The 11,382-nt window shown below is 69.2% G+C and carries 11 protein-coding genes; 6 read left to right on the forward strand and 5 right to left on the reverse strand.

Annotated features, from left to right (window positions below):
- Positions 1-42 precede the first annotated feature (42 nt).
- Together AC3WOH_RS08630 and AC3WOH_RS08635 are read right to left on the reverse strand one after the other, a co-directional pair.
- Positions 43-888: a segregation and condensation protein A gene (locus AC3WOH_RS08630; RefSeq protein WP_492228939.1), complete on the reverse strand. Its 846-nt coding sequence runs from the start codon at positions 886-888 to the stop codon at positions 43-45.
- A gap of 75 nt (positions 889-963) precedes the next feature.
- Entirely contained in the window at positions 964-1,170 is a 207-nt protein-coding gene (locus tag AC3WOH_RS08635; protein WP_184862933.1) for a DUF3460 family protein, read from the reverse strand.
- Positions 1,171-1,213: 43 nt separating this feature from the next.
- On the opposite strand from AC3WOH_RS08635, the gene AC3WOH_RS08640 reads away from it, so the two are divergent.
- Positions 1,214-1,726, forward strand: coding sequence for an outer membrane protein assembly factor BamE (locus tag AC3WOH_RS08640; protein ID WP_492228940.1), 513 nt, complete (start codon positions 1,214-1,216; stop codon positions 1,724-1,726).
- A gap of 18 nt (positions 1,727-1,744) precedes the next feature.
- Here the strand turns inward: AC3WOH_RS08640 and AC3WOH_RS08645 are convergent, their stop codons facing one another.
- Positions 1,745-3,394, reverse strand: coding sequence for a SulP family inorganic anion transporter (locus tag AC3WOH_RS08645; RefSeq protein WP_492228941.1), 1,650 nt, complete (start codon positions 3,392-3,394; stop codon positions 1,745-1,747).
- A gap of 186 nt (positions 3,395-3,580) precedes the next feature.
- Between AC3WOH_RS08645 and AC3WOH_RS08650 the strand changes: the two genes are divergently transcribed.
- Complete coding sequence (locus tag AC3WOH_RS08650) at positions 3,581-4,222, forward strand: YitT family protein (protein ID WP_492228942.1); 642 nt, start codon at positions 3,581-3,583, stop codon at positions 4,220-4,222.
- Here the strand turns inward: AC3WOH_RS08650 and prpR are convergent.
- A complete protein-coding gene (gene prpR / locus AC3WOH_RS08655; protein WP_492228943.1) occupies positions 4,216-6,156 on the reverse strand; it encodes a propionate catabolism operon regulatory protein PrpR in 1,941 nt (646 codons plus the stop codon). The genes AC3WOH_RS08650 and prpR overlap by 7 nt on opposite strands.
- 166 nt (positions 6,157-6,322) lie before the next feature.
- On the opposite strand from prpR, the gene AC3WOH_RS08660 reads away from it, so the two are divergent.
- From AC3WOH_RS08660 to AC3WOH_RS08675, 4 genes are all read left to right on the forward strand, one after another.
- The gene (locus AC3WOH_RS08660) at positions 6,323-7,519 is read left to right on the forward strand and encodes a CaiB/BaiF CoA transferase family protein (protein ID WP_492228945.1); all 1,197 of its coding nucleotides are present in this window, start codon (positions 6,323-6,325) and stop codon (positions 7,517-7,519) included.
- A 10-nt stretch (positions 7,520-7,529) separates the two neighbouring features.
- Positions 7,530-8,468 (forward strand): hydroxymethylglutaryl-CoA lyase, encoded by a 939-nt coding sequence (locus tag AC3WOH_RS08665; RefSeq protein ID WP_492228947.1) that lies wholly within the window; start codon positions 7,530-7,532, stop codon positions 8,466-8,468.
- Positions 8,469-8,509: 41 nt separating this feature from the next.
- Positions 8,510-9,499, forward strand: coding sequence for a tripartite tricarboxylate transporter substrate binding protein (locus AC3WOH_RS08670; RefSeq protein ID WP_492228949.1), 990 nt, complete (start codon positions 8,510-8,512; stop codon positions 9,497-9,499).
- Between the two features lie 85 nt (positions 9,500-9,584).
- Positions 9,585-10,565, forward strand: coding sequence for a Bug family tripartite tricarboxylate transporter substrate binding protein (locus tag AC3WOH_RS08675; protein WP_492228951.1), 981 nt, complete (start codon positions 9,585-9,587; stop codon positions 10,563-10,565).
- 4 nt (positions 10,566-10,569) lie between these two features.
- Here the strand turns inward: AC3WOH_RS08675 and AC3WOH_RS08680 are convergent, their stop codons facing one another.
- On the reverse strand, positions 10,570-11,343 hold the full coding sequence (locus AC3WOH_RS08680) for a MipA/OmpV family protein (RefSeq protein WP_492228953.1): 774 nt from the start codon (positions 11,341-11,343) through the stop codon (positions 10,570-10,572).
- Positions 11,344-11,382: the final 39 nt, after the last annotated feature.

Here is an 11,382-nt window from a genome sequence, read left to right on the forward strand (position 1 = left end):
GCCGCCCGCCATGGCCGGAAAATCGGGTGGCGGTCGTCGTTGTCAGGCGGGCGTGTACGCCAGGCGCACGTAGATCGGCGCAAAGGCCTCGGCCTGGGTGATCTCGATCAGGGTTTCCTTGGCCAGCTCCAGCAGGGCGATGAAGGTCACCACCAGCACGGTGCTGCCGCGCTCGGGCTCGAACAGCTCCTCGAACTCCACGAAGCGGCGGCCCTGCAGCGTCTTGAGCACCATGCTCATGTACTCGCGCACCGAGAGTTCCTCGCGCGTGATCTTGTGGTGCTGCACCAGCTTGGCGCGTTTCATGATGTCGCGCCAGGCCTCCTGCAGCTCCACCACGTGCACGTCGGGAAAACGCGGCTGCAGGCTTTGCTCGATGTAGACCTGGGCCTTGAGGAAGTCGCGCCCGTACTGCGGCAGGTGCGACAGGCGCATTGCGGCCATTTTCATCTGCTCGTACTCGAGCAGGCGGCGCACCAGCTCGGCGCGCGGGTCTTCGGGTTCCTCGCCGCCCTCCTGCTTCTTGGGCGGCAGCAGCATGCGCGACTTGATCTCGATCAGCATCGCCGCCATGAGCAGGTACTCAGCGGCCAGTTCCAGGTTGCGGCTGCGGATCTCGTCCACATACGCCAGGTACTGCTTCGTCACCCCCACCATGGGGATGTCGAGGATGTTGAAGTTCTGCTTGCGGATCAGGTACAGCAGCAGGTCCAGCGGGCCTTCGAAGGCTTCGAGGAAGACTTCGAGCGCATCCGGCGGGATGTACAGGTCGGTGGGCAGGGCGAACAGGGGCTCGCCGTACAGGCGCGCCAGGGCGACCTGGTCCACCACGTCGGGCATGCCCTGGTCTTCGACCGCGGCATCGGCTTCGCTCGCGCTGCTGCTCATCGATTGCTATGAAATGGAGAGCTTCGAACGCTTTTGGTACAAGCGATCAAAGCCATTTTCATGCGGAAAATACGCTCAGTCGGCGTTGGTCTGGTAGACGTAGGGCTTTTGCTCGACCTGGCCGGCGCGGTAGTCGCCCCAGATCTTGCGGTCCACCTGCTTGTCCCACAGCAGGGCGCGGCCGGCTTGCTGCTGGGCATCGAGTTCGGGCCGGCTCGCCTTGAGCTGGTTGATGAACTGCGTGGCGTCGGATTGGTAGTCGGGGCGGCGGAAAATGGACATGGACTGGTAACCTCTTTTCCCTGATTTTACCGGGATGCTCTCCATGCCCTCTTTTCACCGTGCCGCCGCCGCGGTCATCGCCACCCTGGCGCTGCTCGCCGCCGCAGGCTGCGACCCCCAGCGCATCAGCGAATTGCAGCCCGGCGTGTCCACCGAGGCGGACGTGCGCGACCGCTTCGGCGTGCCCGAAAACACCTGGAACGAAGCCGATGGCAGCCGCACCTTCGAGTACAACCGCCAGCCGGCCGGCCAGGTCAACTACATGATCGCCATCGGGGCCGATGGCAAGCTGATTGCCGTGCGCCAGGTGCTCACGCCCGAGAACTTCGCCAAGGTACAGCCCGGCATGCCCATGGATGCCGTGCGCCGCCTGCTGGGCAAGGCCGCCAAGGTGGTGCCCTACCCGCTCAAGGATGAAATCCATGTGCAGTGGCGCTTTGCCAATGCGCGCAACGAGCCGCAGGTGTTCACCGTGGTCCAGGGGCCGGGCGCCCTGGTGCTGCGCACCGAGACCGGGCCCGATACGGACGCGCCCGAGCTCAAGGGCGGCAAGTAGGCCGCCAGCCAAGGGCCGTCATGGCCCTCCGCTGGCCTGGCACCGGGCGGCAAAACCTGATCGCTCCATGAGCGAGCGCGGCTGCTCGTGCAGGTGCACGATGCGCAGCGTTCCGCCACGCTGCTCCACCGCCTTGAGGACCTGGCCCAGCGCATCCAGGCCCGTGGTGTCGAGGGCCACGAGCTCGCTGGCATCGAGCACCACGTCCGTGCCCGCGGGGCTGGCCTCCACCGCCTGCACGATGGGGTCGATCTTGGCCGCCGCGCCGAAGAACAGCGCGCCGTGCAGGCGCCAGGTCTGGGTGGGGCGGCCGGGTGCCACCGTTGCCGGCGCTTGCAGCTCGGCCTTGAACAGCCCGCTCATGCGCCGCACGAACAGCGCGCAGGCCAGGAGCAGCCCCACCTCGACCGCCACCGTGAGATCGAACACCACGGTGAGGAAGAACGTGCCCAGCATCAGCAGCCGGTAGTGGTTGCTGAACTGGCGCAGGCGCGCGAACTCATGCCACTCGCCCATGTTCCAGGCCACGAAGAGCAATATGCCCGCGAGCACCGCCAGCGGGATGTGCAGCGCGAGCGGGGCGGCGGCCAGCACGATCACGGCCAGCGTGGCCGCATGCACGATGCCGGCCACCGGCGAGGTCGCCCCCGAGCGGATGTTGGTGACTGTGCGCGCAATCGTGCCCGTGGCCGGCATGCCGCCGAAGAAGGGCACGACCAGGTTGGCCACGCCCTGGGCCATGAGCTCCTGGTTGGGGTCGTGCTTGCGGTGGTGGGCGTCAGTGGCGAGCTGGTCGGCCACGCGCGCGCACAGCAGCGATTCGATGGCCCCCAGCAGGGCGATGGTGAGCGTGGGCGTGACCAGGAGGCGCACCGTCTCCCACGAGAAATCGGGCAGCTCGAAGGCCGGCAGCCCCTGCGGAATGCCGCCAAAGCGCGAGCCGATGGTCTCCACCGGAAACTCCAGCGCAAAGGCCAGCAGGCTCAGCGTGACCAGGGCCACCACCGGGGCGGGCACACGCGCGAAGCTGCGCACGCTGTAGCCGTCCATCAGCCGCACCACGGGCGAGCCCTTCATGAACAGGCGCGGCCACACGAACAGGCCCACCACGCAGGCCGTGCCCAGGCCGAAGGCGTAGGGGTTGAAGCTGTCGATGTGGCGCGCCAGCGTGCCCACCTGCGAGAAGAAATCGCCCGGCATGCGTGCGATGGACAGGCCCAGCCAGTCCTTGACTTGCGACAAGGCGATGAGCACGGCGATGCCGTTGGTGAAACCGATGACGATGCTCACCGGCACGAAGCGCACCAGCGTGCCCAGGCGGAACAGGCCCAAGAGCACCAGCAGCACGCCCGCGCAGGCGGTGGAAATGAGCAGGTTGGCCACGCCATAGCGCTCGACGATGCCGTACACGATGACGATGAAGGCCCCCGCAGGCCCGCCGATCTGCACATTGGTGCCGCCCAGCGCCGAGATCAGGAAACCCGCGATGATGGCCGTCCACAGCCCGGCCCCGGGCGGCAGGCCGCTGGCGATCGCAAAGGCCATGGCCAGGGGCAGGGCCACGATGCCCACGGTGATGCCTGCGCCCACATCGGCCAGGCAACGGCTGCGGTTGTAGCCGCTCAGGGCATCGATCAGCCGCGGGTGGAAGGCGAAGGACAGCTGCATGGCAAGGAGGGCAACAGTGTAGTCCCCGGCGGCGCAGGCGCAATACCATGCCACGGTGTCGCACAGGGGTGGGTGGAAGGTGTCGGCAATGCAAGCATTTCCTGTGCCGGCCCTTGGCGCGGTGCTTGCTTGTGCCCGTGCAGACTCCCGTTGTCCGATAGCCGCTGTATGCTGATGCACCGACCCATGCCCGACCCTTCCACTTCGCCCCTTGCCGAAACCGACACCCCCGAATCCTTGCGCCACGGCACCTACGAGGACGCCCAGGCCATCTTCGCGGGCACCCTGTTCGTGGCCATGGCGCTCATGCTGTTCAACCAGGCCGGCCTGCTGGTGGGCGGCACGGCGGGCATCGCCTTCCTCGCGCATTACGTCAGCGGGGTGTCGTTCGGCAAGCTGTTCTTCCTGGTGAACCTGCCGTTCTATTGGTTCGCCTGGACGCGCATGGGGCGCGAGTTCACGCTCAAGACCTTTGTCTCGGTGGCGCTGCTCTCGGGGCTCACCGAACTGTTTCCGCATGTCATGCACGTGGACTACCTCAATCCGCTGTTCGCCTCGCTGCTCGGTGGCCTGCTGCTGGGCACGGGCTGCCTGTTCCTGGCACGCCACCGCTCCAGCCTGGGCGGCGCCACGGTGCTGTCGCTGTACATGCAGGACCGCTACGGCATCCGCGCGGGCAAGGTGCAGATGGGCATCGACGGCGCCGTGGTGCTGATGGCGCTGTTCATCGTGCCGCCCGAGCGGGTGGCGTACTCGGTGCTCGCGGTGCTGGTGATGAGCGGCTTTCTCTGGATCAGCCACCGCCCCGGGCGCTACGTCGGTCACTGACCGGTGGGCGGCTCCGTACCTTCCAGCTCGCGCAGCCAGCGCCACAGCGTGGAGCGGCTCACGCCCAGGCGCTGCGCGGCCTCGGCCCGGCGCCCGCCTGCCAGTTCCATGGCCTGGGCCACGCGCTCGGCCAGCGGCTGGTCCGTGCTGCCTGCGGCTGCGCCGGGCTGCGCGAACAGTTCCGGGCAGTCGTGCGCCAGCTCGGCGTAGCGCACATCGCCCACCCGGTCGAACTGCAGCAAAAAGACGGCGATGCGCTCGGCCAGGTTCTCCAGCTCGCGTACATTGCCCGGCCAGCCGTAGGCAGTGAGCAGCGGCAGCAGCGGTGCCAGGGCGCTGGCCGCATCCAGGGGCGAGCCCAGCCGGGTCAGGCAGCGCGCCACCAGCGGCGTGGCGATGGCGGGGATGTCCTCGCGCCGCTCGCGCAGCGCGGGCAGGGCCAGGCGCAGCGTGTTCAGGCGGTAGTACAGGTCCTGGCGGAAGCGCTGCGCCGCGATCAGTTCTGCCAGCGGCTGGTGCGTGGCGGCGATCACGCGCACGTCGATGGGGATGGGCGCGGTGGCGCCCAGGCGCATGATCTCGCGCTCTTGCAGCACGCGCAGCAGGCGCGTCTGCAGCGGCAGCGGCATGTCGCCGATCTCGTCCAGGAACAGGGTGCCCGTGTGCGCCGCTTCGAACAGCCCGCGCTTGCCGCCGCGGCGCGAGCCGGTGAAGGCGCCTTCCTCGTAGCCGAAGAGCTCGCTCTCCAGCAGTGATTCGGGGAAGGACGCGCAGTTCACCGCCACGAAGGGCCTTCCTGCGCGGCTGCTGTCGTTGTGCATGGCCTGGGCGAAAAGCTCCTTGCCCACGCCGCTCTCGCCCGTGATCAGCACGCCGAGGTCGGTGCGCGCAAAGCGCCGCGCGCTGGCGATGGCGCGCTGCAGCGCCGGGCTGGTGCCTGCAAGACTGCCGAAGCCGTGGCGCGCCGCATGCTGCTGGCGCCGCTGCATCATGCGCAGGCTGGTGTCTGCCGCCTGGATGGTGCCGGCGTCGTACAGCGTGAGCGCCGCGCCCACGATCTCGCCATGCTCGCGGATGGGCGTGCGGTGGGCCACCCAGTCGCGCTGCGCGAAGCGCTGGGCCACGGCACGCTCCTCAAGGCCGCTGTCCAGCGTGGCGCGCAGCGACAGTGCGGGCTGCAGTGCATCGAGCGCCTGGCCCTGCACGCGCAGGCCAGGGCCGCCCAGCAACTGCTGCATGGGCGGGTTCACGGCGATGATGCGGTCCTGCCGGTCCACGGCGACCACGGCCTCCTGCAGGTTGTGTAGCACGCTGTGCAGCTGCTCGTAGCGGCCGGCCTCCAGCCGCGCCACGCGCGCCAGCTCCAGCGCATCGTCGAAGCCCTTGCGGATGCTGGCCAGCGAATACGCCAACAGGCCCACCAGGCCCGCCTCCTCGGCCAGCTCCACCACCAGGCTGGAGCCGACGATGACCGTGAAACCCTCGCGCCGCAGCGCTTCGAAGCGCTGGCGCGCGTCGTCGGGCGTCTGGTAGGCGTGCTGGCTGATCTCGATGTTGAGCAGGTCCTTCACGGCGTCGAGCTCCGGGATGGTCTGCCCGTACATCACCACGCCCACGCGCCCCGCGATGCGCCGGGCCTTGATCAGTGCCTGCAGCAGGTCGAAGCCACCGAGCTGGATGGTGGCCACCGGCGCGCGCAGCCCGGCGCGCAGGATGCTGGCGTTGGAGCCCGCGCTCACGAAGGCGTCCACCACGCCGCGCTCCACCCGGTCCTGGGCAATCGCCAGCGCCCCGCCGAAGGTGCCGTCCACCACCTCGATTTGCGCGCGTCCCGCGTACTCGGCCACCACCGGCATGGCGAACTCGCGGATCTGCCGGTAGCTGAGGAAGCACAGGCGCGGCAGGCCGGTGGGCGTAAACGGGGGCAGTGCCACGCGTGTCTCCTGAAACGAATGATTGTTTCATGAGTGTCGCATGAAACGTTTTGTCGCTGCATCGGTTCTGTGAATTTCAATGAAATCAAGCACTTGCATCGTTTCACCAGGCTGGCACGCCCTGTGCAAACAGGGGAGGCATTCAACGACCAAGGAGACACACCACGTGGCACTCGAACACATCACCGTGCTGGACCTGACCCACATGCTGTCCGGCCCCTACGGCACCATGCTGCTGGCCGACCTGGGGGCCCGCACCATCAAGGTGGAGCCGCCCGGCAGCGGCGAAGGCACGCGCCGCCTGCTGGAGAACGACCCCGATTACTCGCGCGAAGGCATGGGCGCCTACTACCTCACGCTCAACCGCAACAAGCAAAGCGTGTGCGTGGACCTCAAGTCCCCCGCGGGGCGCGAGGTGTTCCTGGACCTGGTGCGCCAGGCCGACGTGGTGTTCGACAACTTCAGCGTGGGCGTGACCGAGCGGCTGGGCATCGACCACAAGGCGCTGTCGCAGGTCAACCCGCGCATCGTCACCTGCTCGGTCACGGGCTTCGGCCAGACCGGTCCGCAGACCCAGCGCCCGGCCTTCGACCAGGTGGTGCAGGCCATGGGCGGCGGCATGTCCATCACGGGCACGCCGGCCACCGGCCCCACGCGCAGCGGCATTCCCATCGGCGACCTGGGCGGCGGCATGTTCGGCGCGGTGGGCGTGCTGGCTGCGCTGGTGGAGCGCGACCACACCGGGCGCGGCCAGCATGTGGACATCTCCATGCTGGACGCGCAGATCTCGCTGCTCAACTACATGGCCACCATGTACTTCATGTCGGGCCATGTGCCCGAGGGCATAGGCAACGGCCACTTCGTGCACGTGCCCTACAACAGCTACCCCACGGCCGACGGCCACATCATCATCGCCTGCATCGGCGATGCCTTTTTCGAGCGTTTTGTCGAATGCATCGGCCTCGATGCCCTGCGCAAGCCCGAGTACCGCCAGCAGCCCGTGCGCTTCGCGGCCAAGGCCGAGATCGACGCACTGGTGGGTGCCGAGCTGCGCAAGCAGAGCACCGGGCACTGGCTGGAGGTGCTGCGCGCCGCACGCATCCCCTGCGGGCCGGTGAACAACTTCGCCCAGGCCCTGGCCGATCCGCAGGTGCTGGCGCGCGACATGGTGGTGACGGTGCCCCTGCCCAGCGGTGAAGCCATGCGTATGCCGGGCAACCCGGTCAAGCTGTCGGCCGCGCAGCCCCGGGCCTTCACGCCGCCGCCGCGGCTGGGCGAGCAGACCAGCGAGGTGCTGGGCGGCTGGCTGGGCTACCCGGCCGAGCGCCTCACGCGCCTGCGCGAAGACGGTGTGATCGCGTGAGGCCCGCAGCATGAGCGATCACCAACGCATCCACATCACCGACGTCTCCCCGCGCGACGGCCTGCAGAACCAGGCCGTGCACCTGTCCACCGATGCCAAGCTCCAGCTCATCGCCCTGCTGGCCGAGGCCGGCGTGCAGAGCGTGGAGGCCACGAGCTTCGTCTCGCCCAAGGCCGTGCCGCAGATGGCCGACGCGGGCGAGCTGGTGCCGCGCATCGCCGCGCGCTGGCCGCAACTGCGCACCTCGGTGCTGGTGCCCAACCTCAAGGGGCTGGAGCGCGCCCATGCCGCCGGGGCGCAAGAGATTGCCGTGGTGCTCTCCGCCACGGAGACCATGAACCGCAAGAACATCAACATGGGCCTGGCCCAGGCGCTGGATGTGAGCGAGCAGACCCTGGCCGCGGCCCAGGCGCTGGGCCTGCGCACGCGGGCCTATGTGGCCGTGGCCTTCGACTGCCCCTTCGAGGGCGAGACGCCGCTGGCCGAGGTGCTGCGCCTGGCCGCGCGGATGCATGCGGCCGGTGCGGGCGAGGTGGTGGTTGCCGACACCATCGGCTCGGCTTCGCCGGGCATGGTCAAGGAGCGCTTTGCGGCACTGCGTGGCGTGGTGCCCGTGGACCGCCTGGCCGTGCACCTGCACGACACGCGCGGCATGGGTGCGGCCAACGCCTGGGCCGCGCTGGAGGCCGGCGTGCGCCGCTTCGACGCCAGCGTGGGCGGCATCGGCGGCTGCCCCTTTGCGCCCGGCGCCGCCGGCAACCTGGCGACCGAGGACCTGGTGCTGCTGGCCGAGCGCAGCGGCTTTGCCACCGGCCTGTCGCTCGACGGGCTGCTCACGGCCGTGGACTTCGCGCAGGACCAACTGCAGCGCCCCCTGGGCGGCCGCTCCATCGCCTGGCTGCGGCGCCAGCGTGACAAGCGCCGCGAGGCCGAGCCAGTGCCCGCCTGAAACCGACCATTCCATTCAAACTACACCCGGAGACAAACCGCATGGACATGCAAGCCCCCTTCTCACGCACCAACCGCCGCGCGGCCCTGGCCGCCATCGCTGCCTTTGGCGCCAGCCCGCTCATCGGCGCCCATGCCCAGGAGCGCAAGTACCCCAGCAAGCCCGTGACCATCGTCGTGCCGTACTCGGCCGGCGGCGGCACCGACATCGTGGGCCGCCTCATGGCGCAGCGCCTGTCCGAGGTCTGGGGCCAGTCGGTGATCGTGGACAACCGCACCGGCGCCAACGGCGTGATCGGTTCGAGCTACGTCGCCAAGGCCGCGCCCGACGGCCACACCCTGCTGCTGGTGGTGGGCTCGCACGCCATCAACCCCGTGCTCATGAAGAGCCTGCCCTACGACACGGCCAAGGCCTTCACCCCGGTGACCAACATCGCCAACTCGCCCATGGTGCTGGTGGTGGCGGCCGATGGCCCCTACAAGCAGCTGCCCGACCTGCTCAAGGTGGCGCGCGAGAAGGAGGTCGCCGTGGGCTACTCGGAAGGCCAGACGCGCCTGACCGGCGAGCTCATCCGCCAGTCGGGCAACCTGCAGATCACGGGCGTGCCCTACAAGGGCGGCGCGCCCATTATGGTGGACATCATCGGCGGCCACCTGCCGGCCGGTGTGACCAGCGTGCTCACGGCCTTGCCGCACATCCACTCGGGCAAGCTGCGCGTGGTGGGCGTGGCGGCCGAGCAGCGCATGGGCATCTTCCCCGAGGCCATGACCTTCAAGGAGGCGGGCCTGGCCGGCGTGCAGTCGCTCAATTGGTACGGCATGTTCGGCCCGGCCGGCCTGCCCGACGCGGTGGTCGAGCGCATCAACCAGGACCTGCGCAAGGTGGCGGCCGACCCGGCCGTGACCAAGCAGATGCAGGATCAGGGCGCCAGCATCGTGCTCACGCCGCCCGCGGAGTTCCGCCGCTTCGTGGAGGGCGAGACCCGCAAGTGGGCCCAGGTGGCCCAGCGTGGCGGTATCAGCGCCGAGTAAGGCCGACAACGCCACGTGCCCGCACCATGCGCCACCAGAGCGCAGGGCACGTTGGCCTTTTTAAAAAAACCAAGGAGACAAAATCATGACGAATCGACTGCTGTCGCGGCGCGCCGCCGCTGGCCTGGCCGCGCTGTGCCTGCTGACCGGGCCAGCCCTGGCCCAGGATTACCCGAACAAACCCATCCGCCTCATCGTGCCCTTTGCGCCGGGCGGCGTGACCGACACCGGCGCCCGCGTGGTGGCCGAGCGCCTGGGGGCCCGCCTGGGCCAGCAGGTGGTGGTGGACAACCGGCCCGGCGCCTCGGGCAACATCGGCACGCAGATGGGCGCCACAGCGGCGCCCGATGGCTACACCCTGGTCGTCGGCTTCGACGGCACCATGGTCATCAACCCCCATGTGTTCGCCAAGGTGCCCTTCGATACGCTCAAGGATTTCGCACCGGTCAGCAAGATCGGCGATGCGGCGCTGGTCATCGTCACCCACCCCTCGGTGCCGGCCAAGGACTTCGCGGCGCTGGTCGCGCATTCCAAGGCCACCGAGGGCGGCATCTCCTATGGCAGCGCGGGCACGGGCAGCACGCCGCACCTGGCGGGCGAGCTGCTGCGCGTGCGCACGGGCGCGAAGTTCGTGCACGTGCCCTACAAGGGTGGCGGCCAGGCCCTGGCCGACGTGGTGGGCGGCTCGCTGCCCATGCTCTACACCGCCGTGGCGGGCGCCTACCCCTTCATCCAGCGCGGCCAGGTGCAGGCCATCGCGGTGTCCACCGCGCAGCGCCTGCCCTCGCTGTCGGCCGTGCCCACGGTGGCCGAGTCGGGCGTGCCGGGCTTCGAAGTGAATTCGTGGATCGGCATCCTTGCGCCCGCGAAGACGCCCACGGCCATCGTCGAGCGCCTGCAGCGCGAGCTCAATGCCGTGGTGCAGTCGCCCGACATCAAGGAGCGCCTGGCGTCTCTGGGCATCGTCGCCTCGGGCAACACGCCGGCCCAGTTCCGCAGCGAGATCGAGGCCGACCTGCGCAAGTACGGCGAGGTGGTGAAGGCGGCCAACATCCGCGCCGAATGAGCGCTCAGAAGCGGTAGAGGAAGCCGGCCGTCACGGCCGGCTGGCTGCTGCGGTTGACCAGCGGGCTGTCCTTGATGGCGCTGCCCAGGCGTGTGGCGCTCACGTCCACGAACATCCACTGCCGCGGCGCCAGCGTGTAGCCCACGCGCACGCCGGCCTGCAGGTTCACGGTGGAGCTGCCCTCGTAGGCCGGGCGGCCCAGCCGGGCCTCGCTGGCCTGCACGCCGTAGTAGTAGTCCACCGTCTTGCGGTCCTGCTGCTGCAGCGCCAGGCGTGGCGTCACATCCCAGGCGCCCAGCTGGAAGCGGCGCTCGGCCTTGAGCGTGAACTGGCGCCCCTTGCTGTGGCCCGAGGCATCGGCCAGCAGCTCGGCCGAGAGCTGTACCGGCCCCGTGTCCCAGGTCGCGGCGGCGCCCAGCCACAGGCTGCCCTTGCGTTCGTGCATGCCGGCCAGCCAGGGCGAGTCCTCGGCCTCGTAGCCCTCGAAGCCGAAGCGCGAGCGCAGCCGCAGGCCCACGGGTCCCGCCAAGGGCAGCTTGAAATCCACCCCGGGGCCGGCAATGCTGATCCAGCGGTTCTCGTAGGTCAGCAGGGGCAGCGGCTGCAGCTTGTCGTCGAAATCGCGGTAGGGCTTGCGGTCGGCGCTGACGGCCAGACCCAGGCCCCAGGTGGAGGCACCTGCCTCCTGCGCCTGGGCACTGGCAGGCGCCAGCAAGGGCAGCGTGGCGGCCAGTGCCGCCAGGAGGCGGATGGATGGATGCGGGAGGCGAAGCGTCATGGTCTCAAGTTCCACAGGAAGAATGGGATGCGGGGCAGG

The sequence above is a fragment of the Acidovorax sp. FW305-C-20-28 genome, assembly GCF_058783375.1.